The 22,025-nt window shown below is 52.2% G+C and carries 18 protein-coding genes; 9 read left to right on the top strand and 9 right to left on the bottom strand.

The genetic code is table 11. The features are described from left to right. Positions 1-104 precede the first annotated feature (104 nt). The 3 genes from JXQ85_RS04895 to JXQ85_RS04885 all read left to right on the top strand — a co-directional run bounded on the left by JXQ85_RS04895 (position 105) and on the right by JXQ85_RS04885 (position 4,792). Positions 105-2,651, top strand: a complete 2,547-nt coding sequence (locus JXQ85_RS04895; RefSeq protein WP_421747767.1) for a penicillin-binding protein 1A — start codon at positions 105-107, stop codon at positions 2,649-2,651. 108 nt (positions 2,652-2,759) lie between these two features. Then, positions 2,760-3,884: a peptide chain release factor 2 gene (gene prfB, locus JXQ85_RS04890; RefSeq protein WP_421747766.1), complete on the top strand. Its 1,125-nt coding sequence runs from the start codon at positions 2,760-2,762 to the stop codon at positions 3,882-3,884. 110 nt (positions 3,885-3,994) lie between these two features. Then, entirely contained in the window at positions 3,995-4,792 is a 798-nt protein-coding gene (locus JXQ85_RS04885; protein ID WP_421747765.1) for a DUF2189 domain-containing protein, read from the top strand. A gap of 45 nt (positions 4,793-4,837) precedes the next feature. Here JXQ85_RS04885 and ilvN read toward each other — a convergent pair whose 3' ends face one another. From ilvN to JXQ85_RS04865, 4 genes are all read right to left on the bottom strand, one after another. Next, entirely contained in the window at positions 4,838-5,401 is a 564-nt protein-coding gene (gene ilvN, locus JXQ85_RS04880; RefSeq protein WP_421747764.1) for an acetolactate synthase small subunit, read from the bottom strand. A gap of 11 nt (positions 5,402-5,412) precedes the next feature. Beyond that, the gene (locus JXQ85_RS04875) at positions 5,413-7,167 is read right to left on the bottom strand and encodes an acetolactate synthase 3 large subunit (protein WP_421747763.1); all 1,755 of its coding nucleotides are present in this window, start codon (positions 7,165-7,167) and stop codon (positions 5,413-5,415) included. A 292-nt stretch (positions 7,168-7,459) separates the two neighbouring features. Continuing rightward, positions 7,460-8,104, bottom strand: a complete 645-nt coding sequence (locus JXQ85_RS04870; RefSeq protein WP_421747762.1) for a response regulator — start codon at positions 8,102-8,104, stop codon at positions 7,460-7,462. After that, on the bottom strand, positions 8,101-9,528 hold the full coding sequence (locus JXQ85_RS04865; RefSeq protein WP_421747761.1) for a cache domain-containing protein: 1,428 nt from the start codon (positions 9,526-9,528) through the stop codon (positions 8,101-8,103). Before JXQ85_RS04865 ends, JXQ85_RS04870 begins: the two co-directional genes overlap by 4 nt. A gap of 255 nt (positions 9,529-9,783) precedes the next feature. On the opposite strand from JXQ85_RS04865, the gene JXQ85_RS04860 reads away from it, so the two are divergent. From JXQ85_RS04860 to JXQ85_RS04845, 4 genes are all read left to right on the top strand, one after another. Then, the gene (locus JXQ85_RS04860) at positions 9,784-10,863 is read left to right on the top strand and encodes a TRAP transporter substrate-binding protein (protein ID WP_421747760.1); all 1,080 of its coding nucleotides are present in this window, start codon (positions 9,784-9,786) and stop codon (positions 10,861-10,863) included. Between the two features lie 143 nt (positions 10,864-11,006). After that, positions 11,007-11,906: a TRAP transporter small permease subunit gene (locus tag JXQ85_RS04855; protein WP_421749031.1), complete on the top strand. Its 900-nt coding sequence runs from the start codon at positions 11,007-11,009 to the stop codon at positions 11,904-11,906. 17 nt (positions 11,907-11,923) lie between these two features. After that, positions 11,924-14,278 carry a TRAP transporter large permease gene (locus JXQ85_RS04850; RefSeq protein WP_421747759.1) on the top strand — a complete coding sequence of 785 codons (2,355 nt, stop codon included), beginning with the start codon at positions 11,924-11,926 and terminating at the stop codon, positions 14,276-14,278. Between the two features lie 166 nt (positions 14,279-14,444). Then, positions 14,445-14,900 carry a YHS domain-containing (seleno)protein gene (locus JXQ85_RS04845; RefSeq protein WP_421747758.1) on the top strand — a complete coding sequence of 152 codons (456 nt, stop codon included), beginning with the start codon at positions 14,445-14,447 and terminating at the stop codon, positions 14,898-14,900. A gap of 24 nt (positions 14,901-14,924) precedes the next feature. Here the strand turns inward: JXQ85_RS04845 and JXQ85_RS04840 are convergent, their stop codons facing one another. The 3 genes from JXQ85_RS04840 to JXQ85_RS04830 all read right to left on the bottom strand — a co-directional run bounded on the left by JXQ85_RS04840 (position 14,925) and on the right by JXQ85_RS04830 (position 16,805). Then, positions 14,925-15,743 (bottom strand): arginyltransferase, encoded by an 819-nt coding sequence (locus tag JXQ85_RS04840; RefSeq protein ID WP_421747757.1) that lies wholly within the window; start codon positions 15,741-15,743, stop codon positions 14,925-14,927. An 88-nt stretch (positions 15,744-15,831) separates the two neighbouring features. Continuing rightward, positions 15,832-16,281 carry an RDD family protein gene (locus JXQ85_RS04835; protein WP_421747756.1) on the bottom strand — a complete coding sequence of 150 codons (450 nt, stop codon included), beginning with the start codon at positions 16,279-16,281 and terminating at the stop codon, positions 15,832-15,834. Positions 16,282-16,376: 95 nt separating this feature from the next. After that, entirely contained in the window at positions 16,377-16,805 is a 429-nt protein-coding gene (locus JXQ85_RS04830) for a DUF2852 domain-containing protein (RefSeq protein WP_421747755.1), read from the bottom strand. A gap of 583 nt (positions 16,806-17,388) precedes the next feature. Here JXQ85_RS04830 and JXQ85_RS04825 point away from each other — a divergent pair. Continuing rightward, entirely contained in the window at positions 17,389-19,824 is a 2,436-nt protein-coding gene (locus tag JXQ85_RS04825) for a GcvT family protein (protein WP_421747754.1), read from the top strand. Between the two features lie 156 nt (positions 19,825-19,980). On the opposite strand, the gene JXQ85_RS04820 is transcribed toward JXQ85_RS04825, so the two are convergent. Beyond that, positions 19,981-20,622 carry a queuosine precursor transporter gene (locus JXQ85_RS04820; RefSeq protein WP_421747753.1) on the bottom strand — a complete coding sequence of 214 codons (642 nt, stop codon included), beginning with the start codon at positions 20,620-20,622 and terminating at the stop codon, positions 19,981-19,983. Positions 20,623-20,867: 245 nt separating this feature from the next. Between JXQ85_RS04820 and aroQ the strand changes: the two genes are divergently transcribed. Continuing rightward, on the top strand, positions 20,868-21,302 hold the full coding sequence (gene aroQ, locus JXQ85_RS04815) for a type II 3-dehydroquinate dehydratase (protein WP_421747752.1): 435 nt from the start codon (positions 20,868-20,870) through the stop codon (positions 21,300-21,302). A gap of 24 nt (positions 21,303-21,326) precedes the next feature. On the opposite strand, the gene JXQ85_RS04810 is transcribed toward aroQ, so the two are convergent. Continuing rightward, positions 21,327-21,953 (bottom strand): LysE family translocator, encoded by a 627-nt coding sequence (locus JXQ85_RS04810; protein WP_421747751.1) that lies wholly within the window; start codon positions 21,951-21,953, stop codon positions 21,327-21,329. Between the last annotated feature and the right edge of the window lie 72 nt (positions 21,954-22,025).

Here is a 22,025-nt window from a genome sequence, read left to right as displayed (position 1 = left end):
TAGGGGGAAAAGGCAGCGAATTTTCGCCCGAATTTCACCACCAAGTGTTTTGACCCACCATGGGTGACACAGTATAGAGTTTACGACACGACGCGGGGGCCCCGGTGATACGCTTTATCTTGTCCTTTTTTGGTAGCCTTTTCACGCTCATAACTATGGGCATTGCTTTGGTAGCCATTTCAATTGGCGCAGTTTTCTATGTCTACGGGCAGGATCTGCCAAGCCATGAGGCTTTGGCGCAGTACCGACCGCCTACGATCAGCCGTATTTATTCCGGTGAAGGTAAAATCATCGACGAATTCGCGCGCGAACGCCGTTTGTTTGTGCCCGCAGAAGAAATTCCAGACTTGGTTAAACGGGCGTTTATTTCTGCCGAAGATAAGAACTTTTATCAACACAAGGGCTATGATGCCCGCGGCATGGTCGCGGCAGCTATTGAAGCCGCGCAAGGCGGGCGTTTGCGCGGGGCCTCAACCATTACGCAGCAGGTGATGAAGAACTTCCTGTTGTCTGGCGATCGGTCCGCTGAACGCAAAATCAAGGAATTGATCCTGTCCAACCGTGTTGAAGGGGTTTTGGACAAAGAGAAGATCCTCGAACTGTACCTGAACGAGATTTTCTTGGGTCAGAACTCTTATGGGGTTGCTGCGGCAGCGCAGACCTATTTCAATAAGACGCTCGCAGAGTTGCAACCGCATGAGGCGGCCTACCTGGCAACGCTGCCTAAAAAGCCATCAAACCTACATCCGGTACGCCACCGCGAGACTGCAATCAACCGTCGCAACTTCGTTTTACGTGAAATGAAGGAAAATGGGTATCTAACTGATATCTCATATGAAACAGCGATAGCTCAACCTTTGCTTTCAGTCCAAGCAGGGGATTATGAAAGCTTTAAATCTGCTTTACCTTCAAGGGATTACTTCACGGATGAAATCCGCCGCCAACTGAGCCGCGATTTCGGCGAAGAAGAATTCTTTACCGGTGGTATGGCTGTACGCGCCACTTTTGATCCAGAACTTCAAGATGTTGCAGCCGTTGCGCTACAACATGCGCTAGAGCGTTATGACCGTTCGCAAGGCGTATGGCGTGGGACAGGGAAGACGCTGCCTGCCGAAGTTCTTGGGGATGAAGCCGCATGGCGCGATGCCCTACGGAACGTTAGTGTCTCGCGCGATGTCAAAGCTGATGGTCAATGGTACCCCGCAGTTGTCTTAACCGTTGGCACAAATGATGCGCGCATTGGCATTGAAACCGTCGCAGATGACGAAGATGGGCATTTCATCACCGCAAAAGACGTCACTTGGGCGCGCAAACGGCTTGAGGACGGCAATCTGGGCCGCAAAGCACGCGTTGCAGGTGACTTGCTGACTGAAGGTGATGTCGTGCTTGTCCGTGCAATGACCAAAGACAGCGATGGCAGTTTTATCCGCTGGACGCTACGGCAGGTGCCAGAAGTGCAGGGTGGCTTTATGGCGATGGACGTGAACAACGGCCGTGTCATTGCCATGCAGGGTGGGTTTTCCTACCAGCATTCCGTCTTTAACCGCGCGACCCAAGCGCAGCGCCAGCCAGGCTCTAGCTTTAAACCCTTTGTGTACGCATCAGCGCTGGATAGCGGCTATTCACCCGCAACCATCGTTATTGACGCACCGATTGAGATCAACACGCCGCAGGGACTGTGGCGCCCTCGGAACTCCTCTAATAAGTTCTATGGTCCAACCCCGCTGCGCACCGGGATCGAGCAATCTCGGAACCTTATGACCATTCGATTGGCGCAGGAAGTTGGCATGGAAGTTGTTGGCGACTACGCCCGCCGCTTTGGTGTCTACGATGACATGGGGTTGTATCTGGCGAACTCTTTGGGCTCAGAAGAAACCACTCTGTTTAACATGGTTTCAGCCTACGCAATGTTTGCCAACGGGGGCGAACGCGTTGAGCCAACGCTCGTGGACCGCGTTCAAGACCGTTTCGGCAAGACCATTTATCGCCATGATCAGCGTGACTGTGTGGAATGCGCAGAACCGGGCATTTCCATTGATAAGGCCCCTAAGATCACATCAAACCGCGAACGGGTTATGGATGCGATCACAGCCTATCAGCTGACGTCCATGATGCGTGGCGTTGTCGATCGCGGAACCGCGGCAAGCGCAATCAACTTGCCTGTTCCGGTGGCCGGCAAGACAGGGACAACCAACGAAGCGCGCGATGTTTGGTTTGTGGGTTTCACCAACACAATGGTCGCAGGCTGCTACATCGGCCATGACCAACCGCGCCCTCTGGGTCGTGGTACATTTGGTGGCAATACCTGCGGGCCTGTGTTTCAGGAATTCATGAGTGCCGCGATCAAGAAATATGGCGCTGGTAAATTCCGCGTGCCGCCCGGTGGTCAATTCATCAAAATTGATCGTTTCACAGGTTCGCGCCTGCCAAGTGAGGCCAGCGGCGACAGCGTTGTGGCTGAATACTTCCGCTTGGGTGAAGAACCGATCTTTGGTGTCAGCTTTGATGGTGGTTTTGCCATGGGCTCCAACCTACCGCTTTATGAAAGCGCCAATTCAGGTGGCCAAGCGGTGACAACATCGACCGGTGAAACCACAATTGTTGGACCAGATGCTTCCTTTGGCACATTAAGCTCTGGCGGGCTTTACTGACAATTCAGCTTTATTTTCAGGCGCGCGTAGGGTGAGCCTGCCTGTGCCTCTTGCTCGTCTTTGATGGGTGGTCTATCACCCTAATTCATAACAATACCGGGGCCTCCGATGCGCGCAGAAGTTCAAAACACAGTGACCGAGATCGAGAAGTCCATCGACCTCTTGAAGCAACGTCTGAACTGGGAAACCGCTGAATTCCGTCTGGAAGAATTTAATGCGCGTGTGGAAGATCCAAACCTTTGGGATGATGCAGAGGCTGCACAAAAACTGATGCGTGATCGTCAGTTGCTGGTGGATGCTATCGACGGCGTCAAAGCCTTGGCGACAGACCTTTCTGACAACATCGAGATGATTGAACTCGGTGAGATGGAAGAAGACGACGAAGTCGTGAAAGACGCGGAACAGGCGATTTTTGCGCTGAAGGAAACGGCTGCTGAGAAAGAGCTTGAAGCGCTACTGGATGGTGAGGCTGACAGCAACGATACCTTCCTTGAAATCAACTCTGGTGCTGGTGGTACGGAAAGCTGCGACTGGGCGTCGATGCTGGCGCGTATGTATGTTCGTTGGGCTGAGAAACGCGGCTATACGGTTGAATTGCAATCGCAAACCGCAGGCGAAGAAGCAGGCATTAAGTCTGCGGCTTATAAAATTTCAGGGCACAATGCCTATGGCTGGTTGAAGTCTGAAAGCGGTGTGCACCGTTTGGTACGCATCTCGCCTTACGACAGTGCTGCAAAGCGCCATACGTCGTTTAGTTCTGTTTGGGTTTACCCAGTGGTCGATGACAATATCGAAATCGAAGTGAACCCTTCAGACATTCGCATCGATACATACCGTTCATCAGGGGCTGGCGGTCAGCACGTGAACACCACCGACTCGGCAGTTCGGATCACGCACATCCCAACAGGGATCGTTGTGACCTCTTCTGAAAAGTCTCAGCACCAGAACCGCGACATTGCGATGAAAGCGTTGAAGTCACGCCTTTATCAACAGGAGTTGGATCGCCGGAACGCTGCGATTAACGAAGCGCACGAAAACAAAGGTGATGCAGGCTGGGGCAACCAAATCCGGTCATATGTTTTGCAGCCCTACCAGATGGTGAAAGACCTGCGGACCAACCACGAAACCTCGGACACCAAGGGTGTCTTGGACGGGGATTTGGATGGTTTGATGGCCGCGACCTTGGCAATGAATGTTGCAGGCAAAAGCCGGGCGGATGCCCAAGGCGAATGACTTCATAGGTTCATACGCTCTAATACAATGAAATAAAGACGCGCCTCGCTTGCAATGCGGGGCGCTTTTGCGTTTGATAGGGCTGCGCGAACATACACTGGAGGAGTTGTATGAACGAGGCACCTGGGACGCCATCCGTATCAGAAGGTGGCAAACCGATGGGGGTGCCCGAGTTGGGCGCCGTGGAGTTTTCCACCCTAAAAGACGCGCTGAAACTGGGGCTGCAGGATTTTCGAGCCCTGCCGATCTATGGGCTGAGTTTTGCGTTGGTCTATTTTATCGGTGGATGGTTCATCACTTGGATCACATGGGAGACAGGGCAAAGCTATTGGTTGGTTTTCGCAGCGATCGGGTTTCCATTGCTCGGGCCATTTGCCGCCACGGGGTTGTATGAAGCGTCCCATCAACGGCAATTGGGCCGTTTACCATCGCCACGCCGGATATTTGGTGTGGTGCTGGATCAGGGGCGGCGACAACTGCCCTCACTGTGCGCTGTGATCATCATCGTTTTTCTCTTTTGGTTCTTTTTGGCCCATATGATTTTTGCCCTATTTCTGGGCCTATCGACCATGACCAATATTTCAACAAGCTTTGCAGTCTATTTCACCACCAATGGATTAATGATGCTGGCGTTTGGCACGGCCGTCGGGGCAGCTTTTGCCTTACTACTGTACATGCTGGTCGTGATTTCGATCCCGCTGTTACTGGATCGAGAGGTAGATTTTGTCACGGCCATGATCACAAGCTTTCAAACCGTCAGCGCCAATATCTTTCCAATGGTGATTTGGGGGCTATTGATAGCAATCTTGTTATTTCTGGCGATGCTGCCCGGATTTTTAGGGCTCTTTATTGTTTTGCCAGTCTTAGGACATGCAAGCTGGCACATATACGCCTTGATCAAAACATGAAAAAGGGGGCCTAAGCCCCCTTAATCAAACACGATTATGTCGATTTTAAAGTGCGCCACGCGATAGGGCTGCAACGCCGGTGCGGGCCACTTCCTGCAAGCCCAATGGGCGCATCAGATCCGCAAATGCATCGATCTTTTCAGGTGTCCCTGTGATTTCAAACACAAAACTGTTCAGCGTTGAATCCACAACGTTGGCGCGGAAGATGTCTGCAAGACGCATGGCCTCGACACGTTTGTCGCCTTCACCCGCAACCTTGAACAGGCCCAGCTCGCGTTCGACAGAAGGCCCTTCAACCGTAAGATCGTGCACTTCATGAACAGGCACGATGCGGCCCAGTTGCGCCTTGATCTGTTCAATCACCTGCGGTGTCCCGGTGGTCACAATGGTGATGCGAGACTGGTGACCGTTGTGATCCACTTCGGCCACTGTCAGGCTTTCAATGTTATAGCCTCGACCCGAGAAGAGGCCAACGACGCGTGCAAGCACACCAGGTTCGTTGTCCACAACCACAGCCAGCGTGTGGCTTTCAATCACATCCGAAAAATCCGGGCGCAGGTTGTAAGCGGAATGACTCGTGGAGCCTTTTTTGATTTTCAAAGCAGCCATGATTTCTCTCCTTACACCAGAACCGCGCCGCCGGATTCGATCGCACCCTCAGTGGAGGCGTCGCCCAGAAGCATTTCGTTATGCGGCTTGCCTGATGGGATCATCGGGAAGCAGTTTTCGTGTTTTTCCACCAGACAGTCGAAAATCACCGGACCGTCGTGGTTGATCATTTCCATGATCGCATCGTCCAGATCATCAGGATCAGAACACAGAATGCCTTTGGCGCCAAAGGCCTCAGCGAGCTTCACAAAGTCGGGCAGGGCCTCGGACCAAGAGTGGCTATAGCGTTCACCGTGCAGCAATTCCTGCCACTGGCGCACCATGCCCAGACGTTCGTTGTTCAGGATGAACTGCTTTACTGGCAGACGGAATTGTACCGCGGTGCCCATTTCCTGCATGTTCATCAACCATGACGCTTCACCGGCCACGTTGATGACAAGGCTGTCTGGATGCGCCATTTGCACACCAATCGAAGCCGGAAAACCATAGCCCATGGTGCCCAGACCACCTGAGGTCATCCAACGGTTTGGATCCTCAAAGCCCAAATACTGAGCAGCCCACATCTGGTGCTGACCAACTTCAGTTGTGACATAGCGATCCATGTCTTTGGTCAAAGCCTCAAGGCGCGACAGTGCATATTGTGGCTTGATGGTTTTGCCTTCTTGCTTGAAGTCCAGGCACCGCACCGCTTTCCACTGTGCGATCTGCGCGTGCCATTTCTGCAAACCTTCTTTGTTGGTCTTGCGACCACGGGCTTTCCAGACTTTCAGCAAGTCTTCCAGAACATGTGCAATGTCACCAACAATTGGCACATCCACGCGGATCACTTTGTTGATCGAGCTTGGATCAATGTCGATATGCGCTTTTTTGGAGTTCGGCGAGAAGGCCGAAATCAGACCGGTAATCCGGTCATCAAAGCGCGCACCAACGTTGATCATCAAATCGCAGTCATGCATTGCCATATTGGCTTCATACAGACCGTGCATGCCAAGCATACCCAGCCAGTTTTCACCGGACGCAGGGTAGGCGCCAAGGCCCATCAATGTGGACGTAATCGGGAAATTTGTGGTCTGCACCAGCTCGCGCAGCAACTGCGTCGCCGCATCGCCAGAGTTGATCACGCCGCCACCGGTATAGAAAACCGGACGTTCAGCTTGTTCCATCAATTCAACGAGTTCGGTGATCTCGGTGATGTCACCTTTCAGTTGTGGCTGATAGTGGTCAACCTTTGCCGCACGCATCTCGGTATACTCACCGCTGGCGAACTGCGTATCTTTTGGAATGTCGATCAGCACCGGACCCGGACGACCAGAACGTGCCACATGGAACGCCTGATGCAGGGTCTCAGACAGTTTGTCCGTGTCTTTGGCCAGCCAGTTGTGTTTCGTACAAGGACGGGTGATGCCAACAGTATCCGCTTCTTGGAACGCGTCAGAGCCGATCATAAAGGTCGGAACCTGCCCAGAGATGACCACGATTGGGATCGAGTCCAGCAGCGCATCAGTCAGGCCAGTCACAGCATTTGTGGCACCCGGACCTGATGTCACCAGAGCAACGCCCACTTTACCGGTGGAGCGAGCATAGCCTTCTGCGGCGTGCACCGCGCCTTGCTCGTGACGCACCAGAATGTGGCGAATGTCATTTTGCTGAAAAATTTCGTCGTAAATCGGAAGCACCGCGCCGCCGGGATAGCCAAAGACCGTGTCCACACCCTGATCCTTCAGAGCCTGAACTACCATTTTCGCGCCGGTCATGTTGCGTGTCATCTTTTTCTCCACTTGCAACGTTATGCCTACAAAAAAGCCCTCGAGAATTTCGAGGGCGCATGGGATCAATTCTGGATTACCGTTACCGGCCCATGCGCCTAAATTCTAGAATGACGACGAGTTCTAACATGCGTCAGGTCCTTCTTGCGTTGCGGGGGACATTATGAGGCCAGACAAAGGGCGTCAACAGGCAAAAAGTGAATTTAATGACCTGTGATGGCAAAAAATCTTTCCGAATATTGCGCAAACCGCCGGCAGATGGGTTTCTTTTGCAAAAATCACCCTATTTAAGTCAGCTTTGCAGACCTGTCTGATGCAACACGCCGTGCTCCATGGCATAACGAGTCAGCCCAGCTGTTGATGTTATGCCAAGTTTGCGTTTGATATTCTTGCGATGGGTCTCCACCGTGCGCACCGAGATGTTGAGCTCGATTGCGACTTCTTTGTTGGATTTGCCCTGCGCGAGCTGCAGCAAAACAGTCTGCTCTCGACTGGTCAGAATTTCACGTTCACCTTCTTCGATCGGCTCAAGCGAGCCTTTCGCCCCGGTGCAAAGGTAACGATCGCCCCGCATCACCGTATCAATCGCAGTTTTGATTTCTTCGGTCGGCACATCCTTGAGAACGTATCCACGCGCGCCATGGCTGAGAGCAGTAGAGATATATTCAGGGCTGTCGTGCATTGAGAGGATCAAAATGCGCATATGCGGCTTACATTCCAAAATCATCTCGGTCGCTGCCAACCCGCCAATATCAGGCATATTCAAATCCATGAGCACAACATCAACAGAGTGGGTCTTTAGATAAGCCACTGCTTCCGCGCCAGAGGTCAGCGTTTCGCGCACCTCGATATCGTCATAGCTTTCGAGGATTGATAGCACGCCTTCGGCGACCATCGGGTGGTCGTCCACAATGACCACAGAGATTTTGTCACTCATGCATTGGTCTCCTTCCGTTTGCCGCCGTCTTGTTCGGCAGGCAGAATATTACTCAGCGGCACCTCAGCTACGATCACTGTACCAGATTTGCTGGAAAAGATCCGCAGGTTGCCGTTCAGTTGTTCCACGCGTTCTTGCATATTGCGCAGGCCAAGCCCGCCTACAGGTTCTTTGATTGACCGGTTCTGGGCAAAGCCCTTGCCATTGTCGCTGATCCGCATCGTTGCGCCACGTTTGTGACCGCGCAGATCGATCGAAACCTTTGTGGCCCCGGAATGACGCTCGATATTAGTCAGAGCTTCTTGGGCGATCCGGTACAACGAAAACTTCGCATCCGGGTTCAACCGGTTTCGAAACACGACGGTTTCAAATTCAGTTTCGATATTTGTACGCTCGCTGAAATCTTCTGTTAGGGCGCGGAGGGCAGGGCCGAGGCCCAGATCATCCAGCACACCCGGTCGTAAGTCTCTGGAAATGCGGCGGACTTCGTGAATGGCCGTGTTGAGATGGTCCATCCCGCGCTCCAAGGTGTCCTCCGCGCGATTATCTCCAACCTTCACACGTCGGCGCGCGCTATCGAGTGCATATCTAACCCCAACCAAGATCTGCGAAATGCCATCATGAAGCTCTCTCGCCACGCGGCCGCGTTCTTCTTCTTGGGCGTCAAATACCCGTTGAGTCAGTTTTTTCAGTTTTGCATCTGCAAGACGGCGTTCACGAATATTGATCACCATGCCAGAGGCGAACACCAACAGCACTGCGGCAAGTGTGATGCCGCCGATATAAACAAAGGTGCGCTGCACCCGCGCTTCCACTTGGGCACGAGCGGCGGCAACAGAGGCCAGAATATCGTCGATAAATACGCCCGTACCGATCACCCATTCCCAATCCTGAAGCCCATTCACATAGGCAATCATGCGGGCAGGTTCATTGGTACTGGGTTTGGGCCAGTCATAAGTATGATAGCCACCGCCAGAACGCGCAATTCGGATCAGCTCATCAGTGATGGGCACTTCATTTTGATCCTGCAGGCCAGTCCAGTTTTTATTAATCAAAAAGGTCTGACGCGGGCTGACCAAATTGGTGCCATCATAGTCAAAGACAAAAAAGTATCCTTCATTGCCATAAAGCATGGAGGCCAAAATCTGACTCACCAGCACCTGTGCTTCAGCGTCATCCGGCCCTGCGCGTCCGTAGATATTGATGAAGGCATTTCGCGCCAGCGTAAGGTAGTTTTTCAGCTCGTCTTTTTTGGCTTCAATCAACTGACTTTCGAGCTGCCGGATCTCGCGGTCTGCCAAAGCGCGCGATTGATTGGCCACAATGATCGAGATCGCAGCCACGGCCAGGATCAATGGGAGCGTCGCAAGCAGAAACAGTTTCTGCCCGTAGGATAAGCGCAAATTTTGAACAAAAGCTCCCATATTTGATTCGAATAGGACGTCTGCTGCCCGATTCATAGCCAGAAAATAGAGAATTACGTCAATAAAGGTCGAAATTGGACAAATAATATATCCAATACCAACATTTGCGTTTTTAAAATTTCGGTTTTCCAGCTTTGCTACGTAGTTGTCGGTATTTCAACGAAAGCAGTGCAAAGCTAGGGTTTGAACACTCGAAACGATCCGCACATCTGTTCGAAAGGGGATGGATGGGCATTCATAATTGGGAGGAACCTTATGGATCGTCGTTCTTTTTTGAAAACCTCTGCTTTGGCCGGTACCGGTGCTGCAACTCTGGCGGCACCTGCTTATGCACAGGGTAAACGCACACTGACCATGGTGACCTCATGGGGTCGCGGTCTGGCGGGCGTTTTTGATGCTGCACAGCAAAGTGCTGATCTGATCAGCGCACTGACAGATGGTCAGCTGACAGTTGATATCAAAGCGGCTGGCGAATTGGTTGGCGCGTTTGAAGTGTTTGACGCGGTATCTTCCGGTCAAGCCGATATGTACCACGCTGCGGAATACTACTTCCTGAACCAGCACCCAGCCTATGCATACTTCACTGGTGTCCCATTTGGTCTGACATCCACTGAAACCAACATCTGGTATACTCATGGTGGCGGTAAAGAGCTGCACGACGAGTTGGGTCAGATCTTTGGTCTGAAAACTTTCCTTGCAGGTAACACTGGTACGCAAGCGGGCGGCTGGTATCGCAAAGAAATTAACTCTGAAGCAGACTTCCAAGGTCTGAAACTGCGTATGCCGGGCCTAGGCGGTCAGGCAATGGGTAAGTTGGGCGCATCCGTTCAAGCGATCCCTGGTGGCGAAGTGTACCAAGCGCTGGCTTCCGGTGCGCTGGACGCGACAGAGTGGATCGGCCCATGGGCTGATGAAAAAGCTGGCTTCCAAGAAATCACAAAGTTCTACTACGCTTCTGGTTTCCACGAGCCGGGCGTTGCTTTGGCGCTGGCCACAAACCGTGACGTCTTTGAAGACCTGTCTCCGGCACATCAGACTGCAATCGAAACTGCAGCTTCTGTGACCAACTCTGACAACCTGTCACTGTTCATCTCGAACCACGGTCCAGCGCTGCAGCGTCTGAAGTCTGCTGGCGTTAAGGTTCTGCAGTTCAACGACGGTATCTGGGACGCCTTCGGTCGTGCCTCCACCGAAGTCATGGACAGCTACATGGATGATGAACTCTTCGCGAAAATCCGTAACTCTGCGGAAGCGTCACGTGGTTCTACATCCGGTTGGATCAGCCAATCCGAAGCCGTGTTCGTCGCACAGCGCGACCGCGTCTTGGGCGGCTAACCAAACATCGTTCTTAAATGGTCCCGCAATGCGGGGCCATTTTTCGATCCGGTAGACAGTGAACCCAACAAGGGGGATCGGATCGACTAAGGTTTCAGGGGGAAATCATGCAAGACACTGGCACGGCCAGCTTTGGGCAGATTATGTCTGCCATCGGGGAAGGTGTATTCTGGACTCTCCAGAATATAGCTTTGGCTTTCTACAACATCGGCTACGCAATCACCCATCCATCCCTATGGCTCGACTGGGGCAACAAAGAAGCAATTATGCGGTTCATCTACTACGGTGGATCTGTTGAGCTTTTCTTTGCCATCTTCAGCCTGCTTTTGGTGATCACCATTGTTGGTATCTGGAAACGACAACTCCTTTGGGGCGTAGTGCGCGTCCTAGAAGGTATCGCCAATACCGTTGGGCGCTTTGTGGCCTGGGCAGGTCTATTGATGGTTCTGCAACAGATCATCATTGTCTTTATGCAGCGTATTTTCACCCGGCCAGATCTGGTGTTTGGCTTTGGCATTCCGGTCCAATTTGACATCAGCTGGTGGTCAGAAGAACTGAAGCTCTACAACGCCATGATTGTCGCTCTTTGTGCGACCTATACCTTTGTTCAAGGCAGCCATGTACGTGTTGATTTGATCTATGGCGGCGTGTCACGCAAGGCCAAGAAGATCATCGATATGCTGGGCTCACTATTGTTCATGATGCCTGTGGCTGTTTTGACCTGGATGTACGGCTGGTTCTTCCTGTGGCGCCATTTGATCGTGCCTAAGCCATCTGCCTCTGATCAATTGGAGCGGCTGCTCTTAAAATCCCGCGCACTGCGTTGGAACGTGGAAACCATCGGCTTTTCCCCCAACGGCTTTAGCGCTTACTTCCTATTCAAAATCCTGCTGATCGCCTTTGCTGGCATGATCTTTTTGCAGGCCGTGGCCTTTTTCTACCGCTCCTACCTTGAGCTGGTTGAAGGCCCAGAAAGCGAAGGCAAATACCTTGACCGAGACACGCTCGGCGAAGGTGAAGAAGCCTACGAAGGCACACACTGAGGTAAGGGACAGAAACCATGTTATTCGGACTTGATGGGGTCGAAATCGGCCTGATTATCGTCTTCCTGTGCCTCTTTGGGGGTATTCTATCAGGATTTCCGGTGGCTTTTGCCATCGGTGGTGCGGGCATCATTGCCTTTGGCATCATTGCGGCGCTCGACAGCGCAGGCCTACTAATTCACCAAGCGATCGATACTGGATCGAACGCTTATAACGCTCTGATTTCAGACGGCGTGAATGCCGATAAGATCTCGATATTCAGATATCCTGATCTGCCGACAATTGCCGAACCGGTCTTTGTATCAGGCTGGGAAACAGCACTAGATCGCAACCTTTCCTTTGTTGTGAACCGGATCAACGAACGCGTTCTGGCAGGACAATCGATCGAAACACTGCTGGCGGTTCTGATGTTTGTTCTGATGGGCATCACGCTTGAACGGTCTAAGATTGCAAACGACCTGCTGACAACAATGGCGCGGGTCTTTGGCCCGTTGCCGGGTGGTTTGGCTGTATCGGTTGTTGTGGTTGGTGCTTTCTTGGCAGCCTCCACAGGTATCGTCGGCGCAACAGTGGTGACCATGGGCCTGCTGTCGTTGCCAACCATGCTGCGCAATAACTATTCGCCTGAACTGGCGACTGGTGTGATTGCAGCCTCGGGGACGTTGGGTCAGATCATTCCTCCGTCGATTGTGATTGTTCTGCTAGGCACTTTGGCAGGGGATCTCTATTCCACTGCGCAAGAAAGCCGCGCACAACTGGCGGGCTGTACCGATGCATTGACCTATCTGGGCAAGCCTGCGGTTGTTTCTGTCGGCACGTTGTTCCAAGCGGCGCTGTTGCCGGGGATCATGTTGGCGGTACTCTATGCACTTTACGCCTTTGGCTATGCGCTGCTGAACCCGTCTAAAGCACCAGCAGTTTCCTTTGAAAGCAAAGGCGACGACGTTGTCACACGTAACGAGCGTCTGGTCTGGTTCGCAGCAGCACCTGTTGTGCTGATTGGTGGCCTGATCCTGCTGTCTTCGGCCAATGTGGTTGGATCACAAAAGATCATTGTCGATAGCTTTACGGATGCGGGTCAGGTTGCAAGCCTACGCACAGGCGTCAGTGAGCAATGTCAGGCGTCAATGATTGATCTGCACGGCCAAGAGGCTTGGGATGCGGCCATCGCGCAGCAAGCTCAAATCGATGCCGATGGTGGCGTTGCTGAAAGCCGCGAACTGACCGAAGAAGAGCGTGCATCTGTTTTTGCAGAGATGGTTGACGCGGCAGCGCCAATCGGTTCTGGTCTGGCGATTGCCATGGTCATGCTAGCTCTGTTGATGACAACAGCGCGCGGTGTTGCACCAACAGCCGACACGCGACCATTGCTGATTGGTGGTCTGGGTGTCCTGTTGACCCTGCTTGTGAATGCAATCTGGGTTACGCCAACCAGCACACCGGGTACAGCATTGGTTCTGATGGCCTTGCCAATGGTAGCAGCGCTTTATGGCGCGAAATATGCCGCGACCCTTTTGGGACGTAATGATCTACTGCGGGTGGTTTTCCCACCTTTGGTTCTGATCGTCGCGGTTCTGGGTTCGATCCTGGGTGGCATTACAAACCCAACCCCAGCGGCTGCGCTTGGGGCCGGGGGCGCGATCCTCTTGGCGGCATACCGGAAACTGCGTGAGGACGACCAATCCGGTAAGATCATCCTTCAGGCCGCTTTTGCGATCGTTGTGATGCTGCTTGTGGGTGTGAACTTCGATCTGCGCTACAGCCACGAAAGCGCAGGGGTGGAAACATGGCTGGCCTTCCTTGTGGCCTATGGTGCCTATCTATTTGCGATGTTTGGCATTCTCTACAGCTGCTGGGTTCTGTACCAAAAATCGGTGCTATCTCCTGTCGTGCGAGAAACAGCGAAAGTGACCTCGATGGTTTTCACCATCCTGATCGGTTCGCAGATCTTGAACCTGGTGGTGATCTCCTTTGGGGGTGAGCATTACATCCAGCAATTCCTGCGCTCGTTTGACAACGAATTCACAGTCTTCTTGATCGTGATGCTGGTGCTGTTTGTGCTGGGCTTTGTGCTCGACTTCCTCGAGATCATCTACATTGTGATCCCAATCGTTGGACCAATCATCTATGGCGGCACCTTTGATCCGAAATGGGTCACGATAATGATCGCAGTGAACCTGCAGACTTCGTTCCTAACACCGCCCTTTGGCTTTGCGCTGTTCTATCTGCGCGGTGTTGCTCCGGCGAGTGTCACAACGCGACATATCTACAAAGGCGTGACGCCATTTGTTTTGATCCAAGTGTTTGGATTGGCGCTCTTGTGGTTCTTCCCGTCAATTGTGACGATCCTGCCGAACCTGATGGCGAACTAACGTCACCTACAAAAACACAGAAGGGCCCTCAGGGGCCCTTTTTCATTGCTCTATGCTTGGCAAAAATTGCGTCAAGATCATACAGTCTTCACGATCCGTTTAGCCCAGCTGCAAGGCTGACGTTTTGGGGCTAATATTCGTTGAACTCAATATCGGAGATCTCGACATGCTGACACGCCGACAAACACTTGCCCTTTTGGCCACGACACCTGTGGCGCTGCCATTGTTTCCGAACGCAGCAATGGCACAAGAACCCATAGTCTTTCAAAACCCCATCGCGATCAATGCCATCGATCCGGTGGCTTATTTTGAAGATGCAATACCCGTGCCAGGATCAGCAGATCACAAACTGGACTGGAACGGTGCCGAATGGCAATTCGCAAGCCGCCGCAATGCGACGAAGTTCAAGGCTGATCCAGAGGCATTTGCGCCGGTCTTTGGCGGCTATTGTGCTTTTGCTGCATCCCGCGGGTATCTTGCGCCGACGATCCCAGAGGCTTGGACTATCCATGACGGGAGGCTCTATCTAAACGCCAACCTGCGTGCACAGGAGCTTTGGAGGCAAGACATTCCCGGAAACATCGCGGCTGGATTGAAAAATTGGCCCGGAATTTTGGGCTGAACAGAGACCAGAGCTAAGTTCGCGTTAGGACCGGAAACCCGCGTCAGGCACTTCGATATTAGCTACTTGATCCGATATCTTTTCGCGTGGCTGCGTCATCGCCTCGACATCAAAATTGTCAGGATCCGTCACCTTTTGCCAAGCATTCTGAGCAAAGACCTCAAGGCCCGAGAATTTAGCTTTGTAGCCCATTTTTTCGCTGCCCGGCACCCAATAGCCCAGATAGACGTAGGGCAGGTTGGCTTCGATCGCGATGCGGATGTGATCCAAGATCAGGAAAGTACCCAAGGAATTGCGTTGCTGATCGGGGTTAAAGAAGCTGTAGACCATGCTCAGACCATCATGCAGCACATCGGTCAGGCTGACCGCGGCCAGATTTTTGGTGCGTGTGTCGGTGTATTCCACCACGCGTGAGCGGATCGGGGTTTCTTCAATCATCGCCGCAAATTCAAACACATCCATATCCGCCATGCCGCCATCGGCGTGGCGCGCATCCAGATAGGTGCGGAAGAGATCGTATTGTTCTTCAGTGGCCCAAGGAGAGGTCGCTTTGCGATCAATATGGGCGTTGCGCTTTAGAATACGCCGTTGGCTTCGGGTGATGTTGAAATCGGCAACGTTGATGCGCGCAGACAAACAGGCACCACATTCCGCGCATGTCGGTCGATACAAAACGTTCTGAGAGCGGCGAAAACCCTGATGCGACAGCGCATCATTGAGTTCTTGCGCATTGTCGCCTTGCAGAGCGGTGAACAGTTTGCGTTCCATCCGGCCCGGCAGATACGGGCATGGCTGTGGGGCCGTGACGTAAAACTGTGGCGCAAGAGGTAGAGAGTGACGCATTCGGGACCGCAGGGTTGCTACATTTATAGAAACTGTATCAACCGATTGCGATCCCGCCAAGTGAGGATTGGAATGTCCTTAAAAAGGCTTAGTAACGCGCCGCTCGGTTAATGGCGACAGAGCCCATTACATGGTCGGTCAAGCCCTTCGAACGCGAAGTTGTTAGCATCAGCACAACAGAGATCAATTGCAGCACCCCAAAGGACAAAGAGATACTATAGCCGAGCGTGTGCAAGAAAGCATGGCCAAGCTCAAAGCGTTCCCCTTGCTGGGTGCGCAGCTCAATCCCGACAAAGCGCATACCCAATGTGGCCGACCCGTTGGCGATGGTTACAACGCGGTAGATGAAGCTCATGACGATAAAAATCAGGCCAAAAAAGAAGATGCCCGTAAACAGCGTCAGCGGCAGCACCAGTGCGCTAAGAATACCGATCAAGACCATATCAATGATCCAGGCAAACAGGCGTTTCACTGGGACGTCTGCGTAAAACTCAGGCTGAGTTTCAGGATCGGGAAGGGCGTAGGCGCGAGTTGTCATGTCTCTCTCTGTGGTTTTATGTTTGGGAAGTGCAAGGTTGGGTCGTAAATCAGGCCCCCGCGTACGGGAGCCGTCGTAGTCTAGAATTCGCGTGTTTAGGCTTCTTCAGTCTGAGCTTCACGCTCTTTCGCAGCTTTCTTTTCACGCTCGTCCATAAACTGGTCAAACTCGGATTTGTCTTTTGCTTCACGCAGACGCTCTAGGAAGCTTTCAAAATTAGCCTGCTCATTTTCCAGACGCGAAATTGTTTCATCGCGGTAAGCGTCAAACGCAGAGTTCCCGGAAGATGCCATCACATGCATGCGGCGGTGAGATTTGCATTTGCGAGAGGATTTACCGAACATACCTTTTTTGCTCCAGATCATATAAAAGAGAAGGGCCAGACCAACTGGCCAGAAGAAGACGAAACCAAGGACCATGGCAGCAATCCAGGCACCTTTGCCTTTACTGTCCAACCAGGCCTCGCTCCGAGAAAACCAGCCCATATGAGTGGTGTTTGGGGTGGCTGTGGCAACAGGTGTCATTTTGGTCTCCGTGTTAAGAATGTTAATGTGAATGTCTTTCACATCAAACAATATGGGATGACATTTGCGTGAAACAAGGCGTGATGTGAATGTTTTTTACATTTTTCAACTAAATCACCCAAAACACCTTATTTTTATGGAATTTGTAGCGAAAACTCGACCTAACTGCGCGCTGAACGGAAAAAAACTTGCGAATTCCTGGGCCCGATTAACAAGACAATCAATCAAAATCGGGCAGGAGCCAATGATGTGGAAAACAGATACCATACCTATAAGGATGCGTGCGCGTTTGCCCGGTGACGGCTGCCATGGATGGTTTTGAATATATTGACGGGGCAGGAGGCAGATGGTCGATATCCCCCCCCAGCGCAAACCGGTCTGACGTCGATGGCAGATATTTCCGCCCAGTGCCTGCATCACGCGGCAATAAAACGTAAAGCCCGTGCCAAATCGTAGTTTTCAAATCATGAAACTGCAGTTTCACCTTCGATGAATTCCAAATTTAACGGGATTACTTTTTCAATCGCTGACGTAGCTTGCGGCGAAAAACATGCATGTCGACAAGGTGTCGAGGAGGGCTGCGATGAAATCTCGGACAAAGGTTGCTGTTATCGGCGGAGGGATCGCTGGATGCTCCACATTGTATCATCTGGTGCAGGAAGGCTGGACGGATGTGGTCCTGATTGAGCGGGATGAGCTTACGTCGGGCACCACATGGCACTCTGCCGCGCAGGTCACCAATTTTGGGATGAACCAAACAATGGTGGGGCTGAAATCCCATTCCATCGCGCTATACAAAAAACTGAGAGATGATCCTGACTATCCTGTCGGCTATCACCACGGCGACGGCGGTATTCGGTTGGCAAATACCGAAGCGCAAATGCAGGGCTATCGACATTTCACCTCGATGGCCCGCGGCATGGGTGTAGAATACGAGATTTTAGATGCTGAAGAATGTGCGCGTCGGCACCCTTTGATCTCTACCGAAAACCTACTTGGCGGATTGTGGGATGGAGAAGACGGCGACATTGATCCAGCTCAGCTTTGTCAGGCATTGGCTTTTCATGCGCGCAGGGCAGGAGCGGAGGTCTATCGACATACAGCAGTCACAGCGCTCACGCAGAAGGGTGATGACACTTGGACCATTGAAACCACCAAGGGCACGATAGACGCCGATATAGTGGTGAATGCCTGTGGTTATCGAGTAAACGAAGTGGCTGAAATGATGGGCGTGCATCATCCTGTCGCTTCGATGGAACACCAGTATTTTATAACCGAAGACATACCGGCAATCCAAGAAGCAGGGCATCGCATGCCACTGCTGCGCTGTCCGATCTCTGATTATTATTCCCGTCAGGAAAAGGGTGGCTTGCTGGTCGGTTTTTATGAACAAGACTGCAAAACATGGGGGATGGATGGTATTAGCCCCGGCTTTGCCAATGATCTTTGCCCGGACGATTTGGATCGCGTGATGGAGGTGCTGGAGGGTGCGTTTGAACGTATGCCGGTGCTGGCTGACGTCGGTATCAAACGCATTGTAAATGGGCCGATCACTTATACGATTGATGGTGCACCTTTGGTGGGTCCAATCCCAGGAAAGACAAACGCATTTTGTATCATAGGCTTACGTGCTGGACTGGGCGAGGGCGGCGGTCATGGTTGGCTCTTGGCGCAACAGATTGTGCATGGAGAGGCCTGTTATGACACCTGGTGTATCGATCCGCGACGTTTTACGGGACATGACAATGTCGAATTGACCGCTTTGAAAGCCATAGAAGACTATCAAAACGAATTCCGGTTCCATTTCCCGCATGAACATCGTCCAGCAGGCCGACCTGCAAAGACCACACCTTTGACGCCGATATTTGCGGCCGAAGGCGCTGAATTTACAGTGGTGAATGGGTGGGAACGCGTTGAATACATAAAACCGTCAAACGATTTCCACCCAACTTTGAGCTTTGAGTTTGACGAGACTTTTGATCTTGTCGCGGCCGAGGTGCGCAATGTGCAAACCAATGTCGGGCTGTGCGAAGTCAACGGTTTTAATCGCTTGGAAATCACCGGTTCGGATCGCCACAAATTCCTAGACCGCATGATCTGCGGCAATGTCCCAAAACGAGCAGGGCGCGTGGGTCTTGGTTATCTTCTGACCCATCATGGCATGATCAAATGCGAGGCAACGATTGCCAATATTCCCGCGTCTGACCGTGGCCCAGAGCGCGTTTGGTATGGATCGGCGGCGGCCAGCGAAACGCATGATATGGACTGGCTTCAGGCCCATGTGCAGCCTGACGAAGATGTGACGATCCAAAGCCTGACCAATGATATGACCATCCTTGTTCTTGCCGGTCCCAAAGCGCGTCAGGTGCTTTCAGACTGCGCACGTGGGGATTGGAGTAAGGCTGCGTTTCCGTGGCTTTCTCTCCGAGAATGCTTTGTAGGTATTGCGCCAGCAACGGTCATGGCCGTCAGTTTCTCTGGTGAGTGGGCCTATGAAATCCACGTGCCAAATGCCTCACTTTACGCGGCATATCTTGCGTTGAAAGCTGCTGGAGAGCGTCATGGGTTGCAGCTTTTCGGCGCGCGCGCTGTGGATTCCATGCGGATGGAGAAGGGGTTCTTGCACTGGAAGGCCGATTTGCTAACCGAGTTTGATCCGTTTGAAACCGGTCTTTCGAAGTTTGTGAAAATGGAGAAACCAGCGTTCATCGGCAAAGTGGCTTTAGAGAAACGCCAATCTGACGGTCCACAGCGCAAGCTGGTCACATTAAAGCTGGAAAGCACATCACACCCAGCGCATAGCGGCGCATCGCTTATGCTCGATGACGTGGTCGTGGGTACGGTCACTTCAGGCGATTGGGGTCATAGAACCGGTTTGAATTTAGCTTATGCCTTTGTGGAACCGGCTTTCGCCGCGCAAGGACAAAAGCTGTCGATCGACATCTGTGGCGCGTTGGTTAATGCCGAGATTATAGCACCGGTTCAATACGACCCAGATTTCGCGTTGTTACGGAAATAGCCGCACGGAATTAATCAATGGGGCGCTTTTGATCACTTGCCAAATCGCACCATTGCCATATCGCATAATGGTAATTATGTTAAATAATCAATATGGAGTTAAACGCACATCCAGAAGGAAATATGCGTTTAACTCCAACAAACTAAAGCGCTCTGCTTAAGCATTGCCTTTACGAGCTAAGATCTGCGTAACGATCATTCTGAATGGCACAAGCGCCAACAACGCGAGGCTTAGCTTAACCGCCCAATCCGCAATCGCCAGTGAAACCCACAGCGGCGCAATTGGACCTGCGCCAAGCAATGGTAGCGCCTCATTGGCCCATGAGACATCGTTCGCAGGTTCGATCGCTGTCAGACCCGCTGAAAACGCGATGGTGAAAAACAGCGCTGTGTCCACGGTCGATCCAATCAGTGTAGACGCCAGTGGCGCGCGCCACCATGCGCCATTACGCAGACGATCAAAGATCGCGACATCCAGCATTTGCGCTGTCAGAAACGCCAGACCAGACCCTAGCGCAATGCGCAGTGTCACAGCAGGATATTCAAAGCCATCGCCTTGGATCATCACTTGCGTGCCAATCACCGAACAGATCACGCCCACAATGAAACCCACAAACACGACTTTTCGTGCCGCTGGTGCACCATAGATGCGGTTCATCAGATCGGTCACAAGGAACGCAAGCGGATACGTAAACGCGCCCCAAGTCAGCCAATTGCCAAATAGAAACTGCACAAGAATGTTGGATGCGACCACAATGGTCGCCATGGCAAGAATGCCCGGGATATGAATACGTGTCATTGTGTGAACCGTTTTATCAAGGTTGCGGAAACTTGGCCCACATTATGCGGACAGGCGCTTTTAGGGAATAAAACCTAAAAATACAAGGGTTTTTCGGGCAGGGCGCCCCTACCCTCACATGTCATTCTGGCCAATAGATCACGGAAGTCGAACTTCGGCGTCCGCCTGTAGACATGACTTCAAACTTCGCGCTAAACAGTTATAAACACAGCTAAATGCTGAAAAATAACGCTGAGGACACCGCCATGGCTTCCATTCTTGTTCTGAACGGACCTAATTTGAACCTGCTTGGAACACGCCAGCCAGAGGTCTATGGCAGCACAACTTTGCAGGACATCGAAGATCTATGTGAGGCGCAAGGCAAAGCTCTTGGTGTAGGGATTGTGTGTAAACAGTCCAATCACGAAGGCGAGCTGATCGATGCAATTCATGACGCCAAAGGTGATCATGACGGCATTGTTTTAAATGCCGGCGCTTACACCCATACGTCCATTGCATTGATGGATGCGATCTCTTCGGTCTCCCTGCCTGTTATTGAGCTGCATTTGTCCAATATTCATGCCCGCGAAGAATTCCGCCATAAGTCCTTCATCGCACCAGTTGCGATTGGACAAATCTGCGGTTTTGGTGCTGCGGGCTATCGCATGGCGATCGAAGCGATGGTTGATCACGTTCGGTAAATTACGGCGCGCTGCAGTCTAATCTCAGTTGGATGGCAGCGCTTTGTAACCTTTAAAAATCAACAGCGCACCCACACCAAATAGTCCCAAAGCGCTGAGCTTTTCGATGCTGAAGACGCCAGACAGAGTGCGTTTGAAGGCAAACATCGCCAAAAGCGCGTATCCGAAGATAAAGACCGCATCCAAAGTAACAAAGATGGTCCCGTAGATCAGGGATTGCGTTACAACGCTGTGTTCAGCCGATATGAACCCCGGGAAAAGCGCCACAAAGAAAACGATGGCTTTGGGGTTTGTGAGGCAGGAAAAGAAGCCTGAAAAGAAGGTCGCCTTTGGCACGGATTTCGCAGCCTCGGCAAGCGGATCATGTGGCGCACTACGCCATGAAAGCCACGCAAGATAGAGTATGAACGCACCGCCAGCCATTTGCAGATACGGCAAGATCACTTCGGACATTTCAATCAAGGTCTGAAGGCTCGCAACCGCGATTAAAATATGCACGACGGATCCCAAGGCATCACCAGCAATGGTCACCGCAGCGGCGCGTGGTCCGTATCGAATGGCTTGTGATGAGGCCAGCGCGACTGCAGGTCCTGGGGTGACAACAATCAAAAAGGTTGCCGCCAAAAAACCAATGAAAAGAACCATATCCATGACATCACCCTTCTAAGACCAAAATCAAAGCTAGGGTGTTTCAGGATATAGGTCGAGGCAAAATTTTAAGTC

Source organism: Cognatishimia sp. (assembly GCF_049116455.1).
Classification (GTDB): domain Bacteria; phylum Pseudomonadota; class Alphaproteobacteria; order Rhodobacterales; family Rhodobacteraceae; genus Cognatishimia.
This window is presented reverse-complemented; position numbering and strand designations above follow the sequence as displayed.